16 protein-coding genes are annotated in these 19,995 nt (G+C 67.0%); 10 read left to right on the top strand and 6 right to left on the bottom strand.

Features of this window, described 5'->3' with window-relative positions; genetic code table 11:
* The gene (locus ACIQC0_RS08065; protein WP_400534065.1) at nt 1–870 is read right to left on the bottom strand and encodes an aldo/keto reductase; all 870 of its coding nucleotides are present in this window, start codon (nt 868–870) and stop codon (nt 1–3) included.
* A gap of 18 nt (nt 871–888) precedes the next feature.
* Entirely contained in the window at nt 889–1,854 is a 966-nt protein-coding gene (locus ACIQC0_RS08060; protein WP_377216195.1) for a sugar-binding transcriptional regulator, read from the bottom strand.
* A 125-nt stretch (nt 1,855–1,979) separates the two neighbouring features.
* Here ACIQC0_RS08060 and ACIQC0_RS08055 point away from each other — a divergent pair, with 125 nt between their 5' ends.
* The 8 genes from ACIQC0_RS08055 (at nt 1,980) to holA (ending at nt 14,087) form a co-directional block, all read left to right on the top strand.
* The gene (locus ACIQC0_RS08055; RefSeq protein ID WP_377216149.1) at nt 1,980–3,794 is read left to right on the top strand and encodes a glycerol-3-phosphate dehydrogenase/oxidase; all 1,815 of its coding nucleotides are present in this window, start codon (nt 1,980–1,982) and stop codon (nt 3,792–3,794) included.
* A 90-nt stretch (nt 3,795–3,884) separates the two neighbouring features.
* On the top strand, nt 3,885–4,634 hold the full coding sequence (locus ACIQC0_RS08050) for an MIP/aquaporin family protein (RefSeq protein WP_400534062.1): 750 nt from the start codon (nt 3,885–3,887) through the stop codon (nt 4,632–4,634).
* Nucleotides 4,635–4,692: 58 nt separating this feature from the next.
* Complete coding sequence (gene glpK / locus ACIQC0_RS08045; RefSeq protein ID WP_400534060.1) at nt 4,693–6,207, top strand: glycerol kinase GlpK; 1,515 nt, start codon at nt 4,693–4,695, stop codon at nt 6,205–6,207.
* Between the two features lie 386 nt (nt 6,208–6,593).
* Complete coding sequence (gene leuS / locus ACIQC0_RS08040) at nt 6,594–9,119, top strand: leucine--tRNA ligase (RefSeq protein WP_400534511.1); 2,526 nt, start codon at nt 6,594–6,596, stop codon at nt 9,117–9,119.
* A gap of 27 nt (nt 9,120–9,146) precedes the next feature.
* Nucleotides 9,147–10,106 (top strand): DegV family protein, encoded by a 960-nt coding sequence (locus tag ACIQC0_RS08035; protein WP_400534057.1) that lies wholly within the window; start codon nt 9,147–9,149, stop codon nt 10,104–10,106.
* Nucleotides 10,107–10,185: 79 nt separating this feature from the next.
* A complete protein-coding gene (locus tag ACIQC0_RS08030) occupies nt 10,186–11,112 on the top strand; it encodes a ComEA family DNA-binding protein (RefSeq protein WP_400534054.1) in 927 nt (308 codons plus the stop codon).
* A 180-nt stretch (nt 11,113–11,292) separates the two neighbouring features.
* Nucleotides 11,293–13,254 carry a ComEC/Rec2 family competence protein gene (locus ACIQC0_RS08025; RefSeq protein ID WP_400534051.1) on the top strand — a complete coding sequence of 654 codons (1,962 nt, stop codon included), beginning with the start codon at nt 11,293–11,295 and terminating at the stop codon, nt 13,252–13,254.
* The gene (gene holA / locus ACIQC0_RS08020) at nt 13,194–14,087 is read left to right on the top strand and encodes a DNA polymerase III subunit delta (protein WP_377216155.1); all 894 of its coding nucleotides are present in this window, start codon (nt 13,194–13,196) and stop codon (nt 14,085–14,087) included. Before ACIQC0_RS08025 ends, holA begins: the two co-directional genes overlap by 61 nt.
* A 120-nt stretch (nt 14,088–14,207) precedes the next feature.
* Here holA and rpsT read toward each other — a convergent pair whose 3' ends face one another.
* Both rpsT and ACIQC0_RS08010 read right to left on the bottom strand, forming a co-directional pair.
* Nucleotides 14,208–14,468 (bottom strand): 30S ribosomal protein S20, encoded by a 261-nt coding sequence (gene rpsT / locus ACIQC0_RS08015; protein ID WP_011692086.1) that lies wholly within the window; start codon nt 14,466–14,468, stop codon nt 14,208–14,210.
* Nucleotides 14,469–14,631: 163 nt separating this feature from the next.
* Entirely contained in the window at nt 14,632–15,171 is a 540-nt protein-coding gene (locus tag ACIQC0_RS08010; protein ID WP_400534048.1) for a type II toxin-antitoxin system PemK/MazF family toxin, read from the bottom strand.
* Between the two features lie 211 nt (nt 15,172–15,382).
* Here ACIQC0_RS08010 and lepA point away from each other — a divergent pair, with 211 nt between their 5' ends.
* Both lepA and hemW read left to right on the top strand, forming a co-directional pair.
* The gene (gene lepA / locus ACIQC0_RS08005; RefSeq protein ID WP_377216157.1) at nt 15,383–17,236 is read left to right on the top strand and encodes a translation elongation factor 4; all 1,854 of its coding nucleotides are present in this window, start codon (nt 15,383–15,385) and stop codon (nt 17,234–17,236) included.
* A 36-nt stretch (nt 17,237–17,272) separates the two neighbouring features.
* The gene (gene hemW, locus ACIQC0_RS08000; RefSeq protein ID WP_400534044.1) at nt 17,273–18,502 is read left to right on the top strand and encodes a radical SAM family heme chaperone HemW; all 1,230 of its coding nucleotides are present in this window, start codon (nt 17,273–17,275) and stop codon (nt 18,500–18,502) included.
* Between the two features lie 17 nt (nt 18,503–18,519).
* Here the strand turns inward: hemW and ACIQC0_RS07995 are convergent, their stop codons facing one another.
* Complete coding sequence (locus ACIQC0_RS07995) at nt 18,520–18,939, bottom strand: DUF4870 domain-containing protein (RefSeq protein WP_377216159.1); 420 nt, start codon at nt 18,937–18,939, stop codon at nt 18,520–18,522.
* A 129-nt stretch (nt 18,940–19,068) separates the two neighbouring features.
* Complete coding sequence (locus tag ACIQC0_RS07990; RefSeq protein WP_400534041.1) at nt 19,069–19,938, bottom strand: DUF3097 domain-containing protein; 870 nt, start codon at nt 19,936–19,938, stop codon at nt 19,069–19,071.
* Nucleotides 19,939–19,995 lie beyond the last annotated feature (57 nt).

The following is a 19,995-nucleotide window of genomic DNA, read 5'->3' as shown; positions in this document are numbered from 1 at the left end:
CTAATTGACGTTGTCCGGGTGGGATCCGGTGCGCTGGCCGCGTTCCAGGCCGGCGAGCGCGGCCATGTCCCGGTCGGAGAGCTCAAATCCGAAGATGTCAAGGTTTTCGCGGATGCGTGCTTCGGTACTGGCTTTGGGGATGGCGATGTTTCCCAGCTGCATGTGCCAGCGCAGGACTACCTGCGCCGCGGTTTTGCGGTGCTCGGTGGCGCAGGCGGCCACAACGGGGTCGGCCAGGACCTGGCCGCGGCCCAGAGGACTCCATGCTTCGGTGCGGATTCCCAGTTCCGAGTGCTTGGCACGGAGCTCCTCCTGCTGCAGCCAGGGGTGCAGTTCCACCTGGTTTACCGCAGGCACTACTTCGGCGGACTGCAGGAGCCGGTCCAGGTGGGCGGGCTGGAAGTTGCTGACGCCGATGGCGCGGACCCGGCCCTCCCGGTACAGCGTTTCAAGGGCGCGGTAGGTGTCCGGAAACAAGCCCCGCCGGGCGCACGGCCAGTGGATGAGGTACATATCCACGTAGTCCAGGCCCAGATTGACCATGGAGGTATCGAAGGCCTTGAGGGTGGCATCGTAGCCGTGGTCCTCGTTCCAGACCTTTGTGGTGACGAAGACGTCCTCCCTGGACAGGGTGGGGTGGAGCTCACCGGATCCGCCGTTTCCCGGCTGCCCGTCCAGTTGCGAACTGATCCCGCGGGCCACGCCGGTTTCATTGCCGTACATGGCGGCGGTGTCGAAATGCCGGTAGCCGGCGCTGAGGGCCGTGGCCACCACGTCTGCGGCATCTGCCGGGGGCACCTTATAGAGTCCGAAGCCCAGCTGGTCGATCAGCACGCCGTTGTTCAGGCTGAGCTGCGGTGATTTCCTCATGTTTCGACTTTACCCACTTCAGGCCGTGACACCCTCGAACTCCACCAGGCGGCGCGCAGTCCCTTCGTCCAGGATGAGGTCCGTGGCCAGTCCCGCCGCCAGCGCCCCCCGGAGTCCGTTGACTTTCGACTCGCCGGAGACCACGCAGATCCGTCGGCGCACCTGGCGCAGCTGTGCAAGCGACGGGCCCGTGGAGCGCTCGTTCAGGACGATGCCGTCGGAAGAGCCGTCGCCGCGGAAAAACACTGTGGCCACGTCTCCCACCACGTCCGAGGCGGCGAGGATGTTCAGGTCGGCCTCGTCGAGGTAGCCGCCGGCATAGACATGGCTGGGAAAGTCGGCGTGGACGGAGCCAACACCGAAGATGGCAATGCCCATCTTCGACTGGAGGGCCAGGATCCGTTGAACGCTGCGTTCATTCCACATGGCTGTCTTGGTGGCGGCGTGATCGAAGAACGCCGGAACCGGGAACTGTTCCACCCGGGCCCCGTAGGCGGTGCCGAACCGCCGCATGATGTCGCTGGCGTACGTCAGGCCGGTGGTGTGCATGTTGCCCGCTCCGTTCAGCTGGACAATGACGCTGTCATGGGTGATCTTGCGGGTCAGGTGCCTGCTGACTGCACTGAGCGTGGACCCCCAGGCCACGCCGATAATGGCGTTGGACTCCACCAGCGGCCCGATGGTGCGGGCTGCCTGGAGCGCCACGCGGTCCAGGGTTTCCGCTTCGTTCAGGCTCTCCAGCACCGGAACCACGTGGACGTCGACGCTATACCGCTGCCTGATCATTCCTTCCAGTTCCGGGCCGGTATCCAGTGGATTCCGGATCTGGATCTGTACCAGACCGGTCTCGCGGGCGGAGGACAGGAGCCGCGACACCGTGGACCGGGACGTGCGCAGCTCGCGCGCTATGGCATCCATGGTCAGGTCCTGCAGGTAGTACATCTGCGCCGCCCGAAGGGCATCGGCTGTGCGCGAGGGAGCCATCACCTGTCCAATCTGCACGTTTGTGCATTATGCTTGACGTCATTTTCCATACGTTCAAAGAATAGTTGGGAACGGCGGCGCACCCAAGGTGGCCGCGTCAGATACCAAAGCCCAAGGGAGTAGTTTTGGGACGCAAGGATTCAGCCGGTTACGCCGGCGACGCACTGCCCACGCCGGGAGCCGGACGGCCTTCAGTAAACCGGCTCCGCCAGCGGCCGCATGCCAGGGTCCTGGTGGTCGGCGGCGGCATCAACGGAGTGGGAACCTTCCGGGACCTGGCCCTTCAGGGCGTGGATGTGGCCCTCGTGGAGCGCGGCGACTATTGCCAGGGTGCCAGCGGCGCCTCGTCGCACATGATCCACGGCGGCATCCGTTACCTCGAAAACGGCGAGTTCCGGCTGGTCCGGGAGTCCGTGGTGGAGCGCAACCGTCTCCTGCGGATTGCTCCCCACTACGTCAAGCCGCTGCAGACCACCATCCCCATCTTCAGCACCTTTTCGGGGGTCCTCGCGGCGCCCCTTCGATTCCTGACGCACAAGCAGCAGGGCAGGCCGAAGGAACGCGGCGCTTTCCTCATCAAGCTGGGACTCAGCCTCTACGATTCGTTCTCCCGCGACGGCGGCGCTGTTCCCCGCCACCAATTCCGGGGCCGCAAGCGTGCGCTGGCCGAACTTCCGGAACTCCGGCACGATCTCAAGTACACCGCCACCTACTTTGATGCATCCGTGCACAACCCCGAACGCCTCACCCTGGATGTCCTGCAGGACGGCGAAAAAGCCGGGGCAGCTCGCGCGGGGAACAGCTCCGGCAGTTCGGCGCGCGCCAGCAACTACGTCTCCCTCGTCGCCATGTCCGGCGCTCCGAACACCGGCACCGGGCGCGGCGGTACTGTTCGGCTGCGTGATGAACTGTCCGGGGAAGAGTTCGATTTCACGGCAGACGTCATCGTGAACACCACCGGCGCCTGGGTGGACCTCACGAATGGAGCGATGGGCTCGGCCTCATCATTCATGGGTGGTACCAAGGGGTCGCACATCGTGCTGGACCACCCCGGGCTGCTCGCCGCCTGCCGCGGCCGGGAAATCTTCTTCGAGCACACCGACGGACGCATCGTCCTGATCTACCCGATGGGCGACCGCGTCCTGGTGGGGACCACGGATGTGGATGCCGACATGGCGCAGGATGCGGTCTGCACCGACGCGGAGATCGACTATTTCTTCGACCTGGTCGGCCACGTGTTCCCGGACATCGCGGTGAGCCGGGACCAGATCGTCTACACCTTCTCGGGTGTCCGCCCGCTGCCGCGCCATGACGCCACCCAGCCGGGCTTCGTCTCCCGCGACTACCGGATTGAGCGGCGTGCCCCGCAAGCCGGCGGCAGCGGCGCCGTCGTACTCAGCCTGGTGGGCGGCAAATGGACAACCTTCCGCGCGCTGGCCGAGCACCTGGCCAATGATGTCCTCGGGGAGCTGGGTATGGCGCGCAAGGTTTCCACGGCGCAGCTGGCCATCGGCGGCGGGGCGGATTTCCCCGCCGACGAGGCCGGTGTCCAGAAGTGGATCAAGGCGCACATGGGCGCCGGACGTGATGCCGACCGGACAGCTGTCCTGCTGACCCGCTACGGCACGCGCGCCAAGGACGTCATGGCGTACCTCGACGACGGTCCCGACCAGCTCCTGCGTTCCACGCGGGAGCTGAGTGTCCGGGAACTGGAGTTCATGGCCGCCAACGAACAGGTGGGACACCTCGTGGATGTCCTCATCCGGCGCACCTCCCTGGCCTTCCGCGGCCTGGTCACCGGCGAACTCCTGAACGAGGTGGCGGACATCCTGTCCCGCAGCCTCGGCTGGGACGCCGCACAACGTTCGGCGGAGATCGTCCACGCACAGGATGTGCTGCGGCGGCTCCACCGGGTGGAAACACCCAGCCTGGTCTCCTAGGACCCGCTGACGGCCGGGGCCTGCGCGCCCCGGCCACCCTCCGGCCCGCCAACCTGCCGCGGGCCGGCAACCTCTACAAAGGAGTCAAAGATGTCTCTTGGAATTGTTTTCCTTTCCGAAGTGTTCGGAACGGCGATGCTCACCCTGCTGGGTTGCGGCGTGGTGGCCAATGTCGCCCTGCGCGGAACCAAAGGCAACAGCGGCGGATTCCTGATGGTGACCTGGGGCTGGGGCATCGCGGTGTTCTCCGGCGTGTTCGTCGCGGCCAAGTCCGGTGCGCACCTGAACCCCGCAGTGACCCTCGGACTGCTGGTCAACGGCAAGGCCGAATATGCGCCGGAGGTCCCCGTGACCGTTGCATCCACCCTTACCTACTTCGGCGGCGAATTGCTCGGTGCTGCCCTCGGCGCAGCGTTCTGCTGGCTCGCCTACAAGCAGCACTTCGACGCGGAACCTGAAGCAGCCAGCAAGCTCGCCGTGTTCTCCACAGGCCCGGCCATCCGCTCCACCCCCTGGAACCTGGTGACGGAAATCATCGGCACGTTCGTCCTGGTCTTCGTTATTCTCACCTTTGGCGGAACCCCCTCCGGCCTCGGCCCGCTGGCCGTCGCACTGCTCGTGGTAGGCATCGGTGTCTCGCTCGGCGGGCCGACCGGCTATGCCATCAACCCTGCGCGCGACCTGGGTCCCCGGATTGCCCACGCACTGCTGCCCATCAAGGGAAAGGGCTCCAGCGACTGGGGCTATTCCTGGATTCCGGTGGTGGGACCCCTTGTGGGCGGCTCCCTGGGCGGTATTGTCGCCAAGATAGCACCCATCATCGTCGTCGCAGCCTCGTGACCCCCGCAAAAACCCGGCTTTACCAGTTTCAAACCAACGCACAGACAAGGATGTCAGCATGAACCAGTACGTCATCGCCATCGACCAGGGCACCACCAGCAGCAGGGCCATCATCTTTGACCACAGCGGCAGCATCGTCTCCACTGGCCAGATGGAGCATGAACAGATCTTCCCGCAGGCCGGCTGGGTGGAGCACGACCCCGCCGAAATCTGGAACAACACCCGTGAGGTCATCGGGTCGGCGCTCTCCAAGGCGAACCTGACGCGGCACGATATTGCCGCCGTCGGCATCACCAACCAGCGCGAAACCGCCGTGGTGTGGGACAAGACCACGGGTGAGGCTGTCTATAACGCCATCGTCTGGCAGGACACCCGCACGCAGCCGATCGTGGACGAGCTTGCCGCGGACGGCGGCCCCGACCGATTTAAGCAGAAGGTAGGCCTGCCGCTGGCCACCTACTTCTCCGGCACCAAGATCAAGTGGATCCTGGACAACGTCGAAGGTGCCCGGGAAAAGGCCGATGCCGGCGACCTGGTCTTCGGAAACACCGACTCGTGGGTCCTGTGGAACCTCACCGGCGGCGTGGACGGCGGCGTCCACGTAACCGACGTCACTAACGCGTCGCGTACCCTCTTCATGGATCTCGAAACCCTCCAGTGGGACGACGAGATCCTCGGGATCTTCGGGGTTCCGCGCAGCATGATGCCCGAAATCCGGTCCTCTTCCGAAACGTACGGCACCGTTCACAAGTCACAGCTGCTGCGCGAAGTACCCGTAGCCGGGATCCTCGGAGACCAGCAGGCGGCTACGTTCGGCCAGGCGGCATTCGGCACGGGCGAGGCCAAGAACACGTACGGCACCGGTTGCTTCCTGATCTTCAACACCGGAGAGGAGATCGTGCACTCCAAGAACGGCCTGCTCACCACCGTCGGCTACAAGCTTGGCGATGCGGCGCCGCACTACGCGCTGGAGGGTTCCATCGCCGTCACTGGATCGTTGATCCAGTGGCTGCGCGACAACCTGGGCATGATCAGCAGCGCGCCGGAGGTGGAGACACTTGCCGCGTCGGTGAAGGACAACGGCGGCGTGTACATCGTCCCTGCGTTCTCCGGCCTGTTCGCACCCTACTGGCGTTCAGATGCCCGCGGCGCCATCGTAGGTCTGACCCGCTTCGTGAACAAGAGCCACATCGCCCGCGCGGCACTCGAAGCCACTGCCTTCCAGACCCGCGAGGTTCTCGACGCGGTCAACGCGGACTCCGGCGTTCCCCTTACCGAGTTGAAGGTCGACGGCGGCATGGTGGCCAACGATGCGCTCATGCAGTTCCAGGCGGACATCCTGGGCGTCCCGGTGATCCGTCCCAAAGTCGTGGAAACCACCGCCCTCGGTGCCGCCTACGCAGCGGGCCTGGCCGTCGGGTTCTGGAAGGACCTGGGGGAATGCTCCGCCAACTGGTCCGAAGACAAGCGTTGGGAACCGCAGATGGATAAGGACGAGCAGGAACGGCAGATGCGCCTCTGGAAGAAGGCCGTCACCAAATCCATGGACTGGGTCGACGAGGACGTGAGGTAGTGTGACCCGTCGTTGACGGCAGCCGCACCTGCCCCGCCCGTCCCCTGCAGCTCCCTCCGCTCGCAAGCTCGCGGTGGGGCCCTCGCAGCAGGGGGCCCATCGCGGTGCCCACCACACCCGGGCGAGGTGCGGCTGCCGTCAACGTGACCGTCACACTCCCTCAGCCGCTCGTTTGCGACTGGGCCTGGCTGGGTGCGCTAAAGTAGACCCATGCGTGCGATGCTCCTGCTTAGTTAGCCGCCGGCTTCCGGATACCGGACAGCTGAGCGGCAGCCCCTCCCTTGGCGAGGGGCTTTTGTGTGTCCGGGAGCCTTCCGGACCGGCAGCAGGAGGATCAGGCCGTTATGGCAGAACAGATTGCCGTGACAGAACAGAAGAGGGCAGCAGTGGGCGTTCAGCCGGAGACAGAGACCGGAACATCAGCAGTGTCGGCGGAGGTGCCCGAAGAAGGCACCTACAGCTTTACCGCCATCGAGGCCAGGTGGCCGCAGGTGTGGGAGGACCTCAAGGTCTTCACGCCTGTGGACGATGGGTCCCGCGAGCGGCGCTACGTCCTGGATATGTTCCCGTACCCTTCCGGCGACCTTCACATGGGCCACGCCGAGGCTTTTGCCATGGGCGACGTGGTGGCACGGTATCTGCGCCAGCAGGGATACGACGTGCTCCACCCCATCGGCTGGGACTCCTTTGGCCTGCCGGCGGAGAACGCCGCCATCAAGCGCAACGCCCACCCCAGCGAGTGGACCTACGCCAACATCGACACCCAGGCGGCTTCCTTTAAGCGTTACGCCATTTCCGCCGACTGGTCGCGCCGGCTGCACACCTCCGATCCGGAGTACTACCGCTGGACACAGTGGCTGTTCAAGCGCTTCTACGAGCGCGGGCTCGCCTACCGCAAGGACTCGCCGGTCAACTGGTGCCCGAAGGACCAGACCGTTCTGGCCAACGAACAGGTCGTTAACGGTGCCTGCGAGCGGTGCGGCACCACGGTCACCAAGAAGTCGCTGAACCAGTGGTACTTCAAGATCACCGACTACGCGGACCGGCTGCTGGATGACATGGAGCAGCTGCGGGGCCACTGGCCCGAGCGCGTACTCGCCATGCAGAAGAACTGGATCGGGCGCTCCGAGGGCGCGCACGTCAACTTTCTCATCGAGGCCGACGGCGGGAAGCCGGCCAAAGAGGTCACGGTGTTCACCACCCGTCCGGACACCCTGTACGGCGCCACGTTCTTCGTGGTCGCCGCGGACGCGCCGCTCGCCGTCGAACTCACCACTGACGAGCACGCCGAGGCCCTGGACCAGTACCGTGAACAGGTCAAGGCACTTTCGGAAATCGAGCGCCAGTCAACCGAGCGGGAAAAGACCGGTGTGTTCACGGGCCGCTATGCCATCAACCCGCTGAACGGTGAGAAGCTGCCGGTCTGGGCGGCCGACTACGTCCTGGCCGACTATGGCACCGGCGCCATCATGGCCGTTCCGGCCCACGACCAGCGTGACCTCGACTTCGCCCGCACCTTCGACCTGCCGGTACGCGCGGTCCTGGACACCGGCGAGGAAGACCCCGCAGTGTCCGGCACGGCCACCGCCGGCGAGGGCACCCTGATCAACTCCGGCGAACTGGACGGGCTGCCCAAGTCCGAGGCAATCCCCGCCGCCATCGCCATCCTGGAGCGGCAGGGCACAGGCGAGAAGTTCGTGAACTTCCGGCTCCGCGACTGGCTGCTCAGCCGCCAGCGGTTCTGGGGCACCCCCATACCGATCATCCACTGCCCGTCCTGCGGCGAGGTGCCCGTACCGGACGAGCAGCTCCCCGTCACCCTGCCGTCAGACCTGCGCGGCGAAGACCTGGCACCCAAGGGCACCTCTCCGCTGGCTGCCGCCGGGTCCTGGGTCAACGTCGAATGCCCGTCCTGCCACGGCCCGGCCAAGCGGGACACGGACACGATGGACACGTTCGTTGACTCCTCCTGGTACTTCCTGCGCTTCGTCTCGCCGCACTACACCGAGGGCCCGTTCGACCCGAAGAAGATCAACGACTGGATGCCGGTGGGGCAGTACGTGGGCGGCGTGGAGCATGCAATCCTCCACCTGCTCTACGCCCGTTTCTTCACCAAGGTCATCAACGACCTCGGCATGATTGAAGCCAACGAACCCTTCAGCGCCCTGCTCAACCAGGGCCAGGTGCTCAACGGCGGCAAGGCCATGAGCAAGTCGCTCGGCAACGGTGTGGACCTCGGCGAACAGCTGGACAAGTACGGTGTCGACGCCGTCCGCCTCACCATGATCTTCGCTTCGCCGCCCGAGGACGATGTGGACTGGGCGGACGTGTCACCGTCAGGCTCGGCCAAGTTCCTTGCCCGAGCCTGGCGCCTGGCGCAGGACGTGGCGAGCGCCCCCGGTACGGACGCGGCTGCCGGTGACCGCGCACTCCGCTCGGTAACCCACCGCACCATTGCCGACGCCGCTGAACTCCTGGATGCCAACAAGTTCAACGTTGTGGTGGCCAAACTGATGGAGCTGGTCAACGCCACCCGCAAGGCCATTGACTCGGGCGCGGGCGGTGCAGACCCGGCCGTCCGCGAGGCGGCTGAAGCCGTTGCCGTCATCCTCAGCCTCTTCGCGCCCTACACGGCCGAGGACATGTGGCACGTCCTGGGCCACCCGGCCTCGGTTGCGAACGCCGGCTGGCCGTCCCACGACCCCGCGCTCCTGGTCCAGGCGACGGTCACCGCCGTTGTGCAGGTCCAGGGCAAAGTACGGGACCGGCTCGAGGTTTCGCCCGACGTCTCCGAGGACAGCCTTCGGGAACTCGCCCTGGCATCGGAGAACGTGCAGCGTGCCCTGGACGGCCGCGGTATCCGTACCGTTATTGTCAGGGCACCTAAACTGGTGAACATCGTCCCGGCCTAGCCGGACACCGACACCGGGGAGGCACGCTTGCCGGACAGAAACGCCGCCGCCTGGCCGTGGCTAAGGGCACGCCTGGCGGCGCTGCGCACGGCACCCGCTCCCGGTGCCGGCGGAAGCCGGCCCGCCGCCGTCGTACGCACCGCTGTGGTGACCGATTCGGCAGCCGCCCTTCCGGCGGAATGGGTGTCGGGTGCCGGAAACCTCGCCGTGGTCCCCATGCCGGTCATGGTGGGCGACGAAATCTACGGCGAGGGCGAAGATGACATCCTTGAAACGGTGGCGCTTGCGCTGGCCGCTGGGACGCCGGTTAAGACGTCCCGGCCGTCGCCCGGCCAGTTTGAGCAGGCCTACCGCGCCGCCCGGAGCCGCGGCTTCGAGTCGGTGGTGTCCGTGCATATTTCAGGCGACCTGTCCGGAACTGCGGACGCGGCACGACTGGCGGCCTCGCGGGTGGACATTCCGGTGGAAGTGGTTGACTCCAGGACTGCCGGGATGGCCCAGGGCCTTGCGGTCCAGGCTGCCGTGGAAGCCGCTGCGGAAGGCAGTTCGGCGGCCGAGGTGGCCCGGGCTGCTGCCGGGCAGGCCGGCCGCACCCGCGTCTATTTCTACGTCCCGAGCCTTGAGCAGCTCCGCCGGGGAGGCCGGATCGGTGCCGCGGCCTCGTTTGTCGGCGCCATGCTCGCCATAAAACCCATCCTCGCGATGGAAGACGGGCGCATTGTGCCGCTTGAGAAAGTGCGGTCTGCCGCCCGCGCGGTGGCGCGCCTTGAGGAGATTGTCGCCGCCGATGCCGGCGCGCGGTCAGGGTCGGTCCGGCTCGCTATACACCACTTCGGCAATCCCGAGGAAGCCGAGAGCCTGGCGGCCCGACTCGGAGCTGCCCTGCCGTCCTGCCCGCCGGCCCAGATAAGCCCGCTGCCGGCAGTCCTCGCGGCGCACGCGGGGTTGGGCGTCCTGGCGGTCATTGTCGGCGAAGACCCGGCCTGACCGGGCCTCCGGGGTGAGCGGTATCCACATACGCCGCTCCGGCGTTGTTCCGCTCCGGGGCCGACCATAGGTTGGAACCATGTCACGCCGGGAGCCAGGACCAGGCCGCCAGGGACGCCATGCCCGGGACCGGCTCGAGGCTACCCTCGGCGGCCCGGTGCGCCCACTCCTTGACGGCGGGGATGGACAGGAACCCTTCCAGTCCCGGGCCCCGGCAGATGGTCCCCGCGGCCGCGGGCAGGACGCAGCAACACCGGGGAAGCGGCTGACCACGGAACAGGGTGAACCGGGGGCGCGCACAGATACGATGCACGTACGCCTGCGGTGGCGGGTCGGGCTGCGCGTGTCGCTTCTCCTTGCCGTCCTCGCGCTCGGTGCCGCTGCCTGGTTTTGGTTTATGGCGGCCTCGGGCCGGCCGGAGGTGCTGCCGTTGAGTGACGCCGCCTCCGGGCCCCCGGTCACGCACAGCTCAGGCACCGGCACGCCGGATGGAGTGCCCTACGCGGCCGATGCTGAGGGGGAACCGGCAGGGGAGAGTGACGGTCGGGTGGTGGTCCATGTGGCCGGGGCGGTGGCCAAACCCGGAGTTGTCCAGCTTCCGCCCGGCAGCCGGGTGCACCAGGCCATCACCGCAGTCGGGGGTGCGGCAGCGGGCGCGGACCTCAACCGGCTGAACCTCGCCCTGGTGCTGGCCGATGGCCAGAAGATCCTGGTGCCGAGGGAAGGCGACGCCCAGCACCCTGACCCAACTGCCGCAGCCCCGGAGGGGGCGGCCCCGGGTGTGGAGGGGAGCAGTGCCGGCGGGGCGGACAGCCCCAAGGTCAACCTGAACTCTGCCACCTTGGAGGAGCTGGATGCATTGCCGAAGGTGGGGCCCGTCCTTGCCCAGCGCATCCTGGACTGGCGGAAGGATCACGGATCGTTCAAAAGCATCGAAGACCTGGATGCCGTGGACGGGGTGGGCCCAAAAATGCTGGAAGCACTGCTGCCCTTGGTGACGGTCTGAGGTGGCATGGTGACCGCGGACCGCACACATCCGGGGGGCAGGCACGTCAGCCCGTGGAGCAGGTACGTGGACTCCGCAGTCCGTGGTGCCTCTCGCGGGGGCCCTTCCTCAGGGGAGGCGCCCGTCCCTGACACGCCGCGGGCGCGCCGTGCGCGGTCCTGGACGCGTGCCGCTGACGCCGTGAGGCAGTGGGGACGGACAGAAGGGTCGGGACAAGGGCCCGACGGCGGCCCGGACGGACCGCGGCGTCGTACCGACCTGCGGCTGGTACCTGCCGCGCTATTGGTCTGGGGTGCCTCCGTGGCCGGCCTGTGGCTGCCGGCTTCAGCGCTGGCCGTGCTCTGTTTCGTGATGGTCGTTGCCGCAGCCTGGATGATCTACCGGATGGGCAGGCGTGGGCTATATACGGGGAGCTTCCTCGCCACCGGAGCGGTCGCCCTGCTGCTCGCGGCGGCCACAGCTGCCCACTCCTCGGCGGGGGCCGTGCACCGCTTCGACGGACCAGTCGCAGAAGCTGCAGCAACCAGGCGGACGGCCGTGGCGCTGGTGGAAGTCTGCGGCTTGCCGCGGGCATTGGCGGGCCCGGGAGCGGCCGCGGACCGGAGTGCAGAAGAACGGTCCGGGGCCGGGGCGGCTGCCACGCCGGAACCGGTACCGGCGGGCCGTTGGGCCGTGCCGGTGAGGACCCGCGAACTCACGGCCGGCGGCACGCTCATCCGGACGCGTGCCCTGCTTCTCGTCACGGGCGGGGGAGAGTGGGGGGCCGTGGTTCCCGGCCAGGTCTTCCGGGTGACGGGCACGTTGCGGCCAGCCGATCCCGGACGGCCTGAAGCAGGCGTCCTGGCAGCTTCCTCCATGATGCCCCTGGCCGGCCCGGGGACGGGGCTGCAGGCGACGGTGCTGCAGGGGGCGGCCAGGGACCTGCGGGCGCGCTTCGTCACGGCGGCGGCTTTCCTGCCCACGGACGCGCGCGGACTGTTGCCCGGTATGGTCACCGGCGACACTACTGCGCTGGACAGCGGTCTCGAGGGTGCCATGCAACTGGTGGGCATGACCCACTTGACTGCCGTCAGCGGGGCCAACTGCAGCCTGGTCCTGGGCGCGCTGCTGTTCGCCTGCAGATGGGCGCGGCTGCCCCGCGCTCCGGCGGCGGGTGCCGCCTTGGCGGGCCTTGGACTGTTCGTGGTCCTGGTGGGGCCCGACGCCAGTGTGCTGCGGGCCGCCCTGATGGGTGCTGTGGCAGCTACATCGCTTGCGGGCGGCCGGACGGGCCGCGGCCTGAGTTTCCTGTGTCTGGCGGTCATGGGACTGCTGTTTGCCAATCCGGCCCTCGGCAGCAGCTTTGGGTTCGTCCTTTCCGTTCTGGCTACCCTGGGCATCATTCTCCTGGGGCGCGGCATCGTGGACGGCACACCCCGTTGGGTTCCCCGGTGGGTGGCGGCGCTGGTGGCGGTGCCCCTGTCTGCGCAGCTCCTGTGCGGGCCCGTGATTGTCCTCCTCCAGCCACAGTTCGCCACCTACTCGCTGCTTGCCAACGTCGTGGCGGCGCCCCTGGTGGCACCTGTCACGCTGCTCGGAACTGCTGCCGTACCGCTGGTTGCCGTGGCGCCATGGCCGGCGGCCCTGCTTATTGGGGTGGCAGGAACATTCTGCGGCGCGGTTGCCGCAGTGGCCAGGGGTGCTGCCGGGCTTCCCGGGGCCTCGCTGCCATGGCCGGAGGGGCCTGCGGGGATGGTGACCATGATGCTGCTGTCAGCCTTCATGTATGGCTTGCTGGCGGCGATCCTGCGGCCCGCGGTTATGGTCGGGCTCGCGGTTCGGGCGCACCGTCGGACTGAACGCCTGCTCGAACTCGTGGAACACGTTCTTTCTGCCAAGGACCGCTCCTGCGGCGCGGGCCCGAAGCGCGGGCATGGCAGACTGGAATACCCAACAGCACTTTCCGGAAGGAACCCCCGATGGCCGCTGCGCAAAAACGCGCAACCCGTTCGCCGGCATCGAACGCGTCTGCCTGGCGCGACGCCGCCCCGGCCGCCGTCGTCCTGGTCAGCGGCCCGGAAGACTATCTTGCCGCCAGGGCGGTGGATAGTATCCGAGCCAAAGTCAGGTCCGCGGACCCGGAAGTCGAGGTTACCAGGATGAACGCCGCCGGCTACGAGGCCGGCACGCTGGCCATGCAGGTCAGCCCCTCCCTGTTCGGCGAAGGGAAGCTCATCGAGGTCGAGGCCGTGGAGGCCATGAATGACGCCTTCCTGGCAGACGCCCTGGCGTACCTCGGCCATCCCGGCGACGACGCGGTCCTGGTGTTGCGTCATGCCGGCGGCAACCGGGGAAAGAAGCTGCTGGACGCGGTCAAGAAGGCCGGCTGGCCCGTGGTGGACTGCCAGCCGCTCAAGAAGGACGCGGACAAGGCCGCCTTCGTAGCCACCGAGTTCAAAGCTGCCGGCCGCCGGATCGACCAGGAAGCAGTGCATGCGCTGGTCAACGCGGTGGGAGCCAATCTGTCCGAGCTGGCGGCGGCCTGCAGCCAGCTGATCGCTGACGCGGGCTCTGCCGTCACCGTCGAAGTAGTGGACCGCTATTACGGCGGCCGGATCGAAGCCACTGCCTTCAAGGTGGCGGACGCTGCGATGGCCGGCAACGGCCCTCTGGCACTTTCCACCCTGCGCCATGCGTTGGCGACGGGCGCGGACCCCGTTCCGCTGGTGGCGGCACTCGCTGCCAAGCTGCGGACTGTGGCCCGGGTCGCCGGCGCCTCCGGCTCGGCGGCGCAGGTCGCGGCCGAGCTCGGCATGCAGCCGTGGCTCGTGGAGCAGGCGCAGCGTGACGTCCGCCGCTGGACACCGGACGGGTTGGTCCGCTCCATCCAGGCCACCGCAGAGGCTGACGCGCAGGTGAAGGGGCTCTCCCGGGACCCCGTGTATGCGGTGGAGCATGCCGTCCGCATCATTGCCACTTCCGTCAAGGGCAGATAGCCGCGTCCGGTGAGGGGTCGCCCGGGAAGAGCCTTGGAACCCGGGCAATCCACTTAAAGCGGTGTGGCCGGCACCCCAGGGGTACCGGCCACAGCCATCAGTTCAGACGAACTGGAAACCTTACAGTGCGTTGACCTTCTTGGAGATCGCCGACTTGCGGTTCGCTGCGTTGTTCTTGTGCAGAACACCCTTGCTGACAGCCTTGTCCAGCTTGCGGCTGGCAGCAACCAGGGCAGCAGCAGCTGCATCCTTGTCCGTGGACTCAACGGCGGTGTTGACGGCGCGGATGGCCGTCTTCAGCTCGGACTTGACTGCGTTGTTGCGCAGGCGGGCCTTCTCGTTGGTGAGGATGCGCTTCTTCTGGGACTTGATATTCGCCACGTGTGAACTCTCTTTTTAATGCGGAAATGGTCTAGAGGGCTTTCAGATTGGCCATTGACTGAGCGGCGTGGGGATACCTATGGCGGCCAACCATCAGTGGCCGTCGACCTGCACGGACACACAGCTATAAAGAATAGCAGGTCAGGGCCCGGGCTGGCCATTTTCAGGGATGCCGTGTCCAGCCCTGGCGTTGCACCAGCGCGGAGGCCACCGCATCGAACCGCTTCCGGTCCAGAACGGCGCCCTCGCGCCGGACGCTGTCCGGCCTGATCCGCAGGACCCGGTCCACGCGCACCTCGCTGGGCCTGCCCTGCCTGTCCCACGCGCCCGGGCCGAGTTCGACGTAGTCGCCCGACCCTTCACGGGGCCGGAATGACATACCGGCCGGCGGCGGTGCCGCGGGGACGCGGTCCCGCGAGGTAAGCATCAGGCCCAGCAGATATCGCCCGTGCCGGCCCACCAGCAGCACAGGCCGGTCCTTGCCGCGGTTGGGGTCCTCCTCATATGGCACCCACGCCCACACCACTTCGCCGGGGTCCGGATCGCCGTCGGGGGTGGGGGTGTACCGGATGGTGGCGCTGCCGTGGAAATCCCCGGGATAGGACGTGGACGGGAGGGAAGCAGCGGTTGTGGCCGCCTGCCGCCGCAGGGAGCGCAGGCCCGCGCGGACGGCGCCCGCCAGGGAACGGAGGTTGATTGCCATGTGGCAACACTATCGCCGGGCCACGATGGAGGGCGGGCATGCGACCCCGGCGGGTGCTATCGCTTTGCCGTTGCCCGGCAATCCGCACGGGAATGCGGCGGCACCTGCCAGGACGTGGGACACTGGTCGTTGAAGATGTGCGGCCCCTCCGAAGGTAATGGTGAACGTTCCTGCCGGCCGGCCGCGGAAAAGCCAACAGTAAGGACCTTGCGTGTCTCCCATGGCCCGCACCGCCCCGGTGCCCGCCGCGACAGATCCGGCTATTATTCGGAATTTCTGCATCATCGCGCACATTGACCACGGCAAATCCACCCTGGCCGATCGGATGCTGCAACTGACCGGCGTGGTGCAGCCCCGCGATATGAAGGCCCAGTACCTGGACCGGATGGACATTGAACGCGAGCGTGGCATCACCATCAAGTCCCAGGCAGTCCGCATGCCCTGGGAACTCGACGGCACCAGCTACGCGCTGAACATGATCGACACGCCCGGCCACGTTGACTTCACCTACGAGGTTTCCCGATCGCTGGCCGCGTGCGAGGGGGCCATCCTCCTGGTGGACGCCGCCCAGGGCATCGAGGCGCAGACCCTCGCCAACCTGTACCTGGCGATGGAAAACAACCTGACCATCATCCCGGTCCTGAACAAGATCGACCTCCCGGCAGCGCAGCCCGAGAAATACGCAGCAGAACTTGCCAGCCTGATCGGCGGCGACCCGGAGGACGTACTGCGGGTGTCGGGAAAGACCGGAATGGGCGTCGAGGCACTGCTGGACAAAATCGTCCGCGACCTGCCGGCTCCGCACGGCGACGCCAACGCCCCAGCGCGCGCCATGATTTTTGATTCCGTCTATGACACCTACCGCGGCGTGGTCACGTACGTCCGGGTGGTGGACGGCATGCTGCACCCCCGCGAACGCATCCAGATGATGTCCACCCGGGCCACCCACGAACTCCTCGAAATCGGTGTGAGCTCACCGGAGCCCACACCGTCCAAGGGCCTGGGGGTCGGTGAGGTGGGTTACCTGATCACCGGCGTAAAGGACGTACGCCTGTCCAAGGTGGGCGATACCGTCACCAACATGGCCAAGCCTGCCGCGGACTCGCTCCCCGGCTACGCTGATGCCAAGCCCATGGTTTTCTCCGGCCTGTACCCGCTGGACGGCACGGACTACCCCGTGCTGCGCGATGCACTGGAGAAGCTGATGCTCAACGACGCCGCCCTCGTCTATGAGCCCGAGACTTCCGCGGCCCTGGGCTTCGGATTCCGTGTCGGCTTCCTCGGCCTGCTCCACCTTGAAATCACGCGTGAGCGGCTGGAACGCGAGTACAACCTGGACCTGATCTCCACCGCACCCAACGTGGAGTACGAAGTAACGCTTGAGGATAAGAAGGTGGTCCACGTGACCAACCCGAGCGAGTACCCGTCCGGAAAGATCTCCGAGGTCCGCGAGCCCATGGTGGCAGCCACCATCCTGGCCCCGAACGAGTTCGTGGGCGCCATCATGGAGCTGTGCCAAAGCCGCCGCGGCGTGATGGGCGGCATGGACTACCTCTCCGAGGACCGGGTGGAAATCCGTTACCGGCTCCCGCTGGCCGAGATCGTGTTCGACTTCTTCGACATCCTCAAGTCCAAGACCCGCGGCTACGGATCCCTGGACTGGAAGGCCGATGGTGACCAGGTCGCCGATCTGGTCAAGGTGGACATCATGCTGCAGGGTGAGCAGGTGGATGCCTTCTCTGCCATCACCCACCGTGACAAGGCGTACGCCTATGGCGTCATGATGACCACCAAGCTGCGCGAGCTTATTCCGCGCCAGCAGTTCGAGGTGCCCATCCAGGCCGCCATCGGTTCCAGGATCATTGCCCGCGAAAGCATCCGCGCCATCCGCAAGGACGTCCTGGCCAAGTGCTACGGCGGCGACATCAGCCGTAAGCGCAAACTCCTCGAGAAGCAAAAAGAAGGCAAGAAGCGCATGAAGATGGTGGGCCGCGTAGAGGTCCCGCAGGAGGCCTTCATCGCCGCGCTGACCACCGACGAGTCCAAGGACAAGGCGAAGAAGTAGTGATCACCGTGGCCGGACTGACCCAGGGCCGCAGCAATGCCTAGCGTTCTTCCCCTCGGCGACCCCGCGCCGTCGGACGGCCTTCTGCCTGCCCAGGCAGCGGAAGGTGCGGACGGCCGCGCCTTCGGCCTGTACGTCCATATTCCGTTCTGCGCCGTACGCTGCGGGTACTGCGACTTCAACACCTACACAGCCACGGAGCTCGGCGGCGGGGCGTCGCAGGATGCCTACGCTGCCACCGCTGCCGCAGAAGTGGAGCTCGCGGCCGGGGTGCTGGCCGGGTCCGGTGTGCCAGAACGTCCGCTCAGCACGGTTTTCTTCGGCGGCGGGACGCCCACGCTCCTGCCCGCCGCGGACCTTGCCCTGATCCTGCGCACGGCCATTGCGCGGTGGGGCATCGTGGCAGGCGCCGAGGTCACCACGGAGGCCAATCCGGATTCGGTCACGCCGGAATCGCTCGCCGTGCTCAAAGAGGCGGGCTTCACCCGGGTATCCTTCGGCATGCAGTCCGCGGTGCCGCACGTGCTCAAGGTCCTGGACCGGACCCATTCGCCGGCGAGGGTGCCGCAGGTGGTCCGGTGGGCGCGGGAAGCCGGCCTGGACGTCAGCCTGGACCTGATCTACGGGACACCGGGGGAGTCGCTGGACGACTGGCGCTTCTCGCTCGAAACAGCACTGTCCTACGGTCCGGACCACATCAGCGCCTACGCGCTGATCGTAGAGGACGGGACCAAGCTTGCGGCACAGATCCGCCGGGGCGAGGTACCGGGGATTGACGACGACGACCACGCCACCAAGTACGAGCTCGCCGACCAGCTCATCACCGCTGCCGGGCTTGGCTGGTACGAGGTCAGCAACTGGTCCCGGACGCCGGGCCACGCCTGCCGGCACAACCTGGCCTACTGGCGTGGAGACGACTGGTGGGGGATTGGCCCCGGTGCACACTCGCACGTGGGCGGTGTGCGCTGGTGGAACGTCAAGCACCCCTCGGCCTACGCCGGCCGGCTGGTCCAGGGGCTGTCACCGGCTGCGGGCCGGGAAACGTTGGACCCCGAGACCCAGGCCGTTGAACACGTGATGCTGGAGACGCGGCTGGCGACGGGGCTTACGGTCGACTCGCTGACTCCGGCGGGCCGCCACGAGGTGGCCGGACTGATCGCCGACGGGCTGGTGGATCCCGTCGCCGCGTTTCGCGGCCGTCTGGTGCTCACCCTCAAGGGCCGTCTCCTGGCAGACGCCGTGGTGCGACGACTCCTCCCGGACTGACCCTGCCTTGCTGGAGGTTATTTGATCCAGCGCAGGTTGTACTGGTACCGGTGCGGCTGGCCCTTGTTCACGTGGATGCCGGCGGAGACGGAGAAGCAGGTCAGCGCTATCCAGATCAGGGTGGCGATGACCGCGAAGATGTTGCCTACTACTGGGACGAACACCAGGATGTTGGCAATCACGGCCGCGATGGTGGGCGGCAGGCTGAAGTTCAGCGCCTCTTTGGATTCCTGCGCCGTGAACGGGCCGCGGTCCCGGAAGATCAGGTAGATCAGGAGCGACGGCACGCAACCCAGGATGCCGCCGAAGTGCGCCAGCGTGGCCCACTGCCGGTCCTCGCTGGCCGTCAGCGGCAGCGCATTCGCTGGAACGCCATGGTATTCGGAGCGGCCCGGGCCGTCCTGGCGGTTCCTGTGATCACGTGCGTTTTCTGCCACGGTCTGATTCCTTCTAAAGTGCGTTGTGCCAACTGCGCTTGGTGCCCAGTGCTGCCGGTCCGCCATGATTCTGCGAACCTGCACTACCAAGAATACTGTCTGCCGGCCATGACTCCTCCCCCCTTCTTGCTAGGGGACGGTCAGGAAATCAATCACTTCTTCCACGCGTCCCAGCAGCGACGCCTCGAGGTCTGCGTAGGTCCGGACTGCGCCCAACAGTTTCTGCCAGCCCAGGCCGATGTCCTCCTTCGTCTCATGAGGCCAGCCGAACGCCGCGAGAATCCCGGTTTTCCAGTCCTGCCCGCGGGGCACTACAGGCCACCGGTCGATGCCCAGGACGGACGGCCGGATTGCCTGCCAGACGTCCACGTACGGGTGACCGACGATCAGGACGTTCCCGGCCGCGCCGGGGGAGCGCATCACTGCCTCGGCGATGCGGGATTCCTTCGAATCCGGAACGAGGTGGTCCACCAGGACACCGAGTCGCCGTTCGGGGCCGGGGCGGAACTCCGAGACCGCCGCGGCGAGGTCGTCAATGCCATGGAGGGGTTCGACGACGATTCCCTCCACCCGGAGGTCGTCCCCCCAGACTTTCTCCACCAGTTCGGCGTCGTGCTTGCCTTCCACCCAGATGCGGCTCGCCTTGGCTACCTGGGCGCGTTGCCCGGTCACACGTACAGACCCGGACGCGGTGCGGCCGGGTCCGCCTGGCTGTCCTGCGCCCGGCCGTCCCGCGGCTGCGCGGGGAGCAGGCGGCATCAGCCGGATGGGCCGGCCATCGAGGAGGAACCCGAATCCCAATTTGAAGGAGCGGGACTTTCCGCGCCGGTCCTCCAGTGCGACCACATGCATACCGCCGGACTTCTCGACCCGGGTCACTGCTCCCACCCAGCCCGACTGGACGTCCTCCAGGACCATGCCACGCTCAACCGGGACCTCTGGCGGCGCGGTCCTGGCGGGAGCCGCTATGTCACGGGGGCCCCAGTTCTGGTAATCCATGGATTCGTTCCGCCTAGTGCTAGTCAGTACCCGGTTCTGCCCGGAGCGGTTCCAATG

Origin of the sequence: Pseudarthrobacter sp. NPDC092419 (assembly GCF_044755045.1) — a bacterium.
In the GTDB taxonomy this organism is placed as follows: Bacteria; Actinomycetota; Actinomycetes; order Actinomycetales; family Micrococcaceae; genus Arthrobacter.
The sequence above is the reverse complement of the archived record's forward strand: the minus strand, read 5'-3'. Positions and strand labels throughout refer to the sequence as shown.

Excerpts from the sequence above, each read along its gene's own strand:
- ACIQC0_RS08065 (WP_400534065.1), bottom strand. The coding sequence starts at position 870 with ATGAGGAAATCACCGCAGCTCAGCCTGAACAACGGCGTGCTGATCGAC.
- ACIQC0_RS08060 (WP_377216195.1), bottom strand. The coding sequence starts at position 1,854 with ATGGCTCCCTCGCGCACAGCCGATGCCCTTCGGGCGGCGCAGATGTAC.
- ACIQC0_RS08050 (WP_400534062.1), top strand. The coding sequence starts at position 3,885 with ATGTCTCTTGGAATTGTTTTCCTTTCCGAAGTGTTCGGAACGGCGATG.
- glpK (WP_400534060.1), top strand. The coding sequence starts at position 4,693 with ATGAACCAGTACGTCATCGCCATCGACCAGGGCACCACCAGCAGCAGG.
- ACIQC0_RS08030 (WP_400534054.1), top strand. The coding sequence starts at position 10,186 with ATGTCACGCCGGGAGCCAGGACCAGGCCGCCAGGGACGCCATGCCCGG.
- ACIQC0_RS08010 (WP_400534048.1), bottom strand. The coding sequence starts at position 15,171 with ATGGCAATCAACCTCCGTTCCCTGGCGGGCGCCGTCCGCGCGGGCCTG.
- hemW (WP_400534044.1), top strand. The coding sequence starts at position 17,273 with ATGCCTAGCGTTCTTCCCCTCGGCGACCCCGCGCCGTCGGACGGCCTT.
- ACIQC0_RS07990 (WP_400534041.1), bottom strand. The coding sequence starts at position 19,938 with ATGGATTACCAGAACTGGGGCCCCCGTGACATAGCGGCTCCCGCCAGG.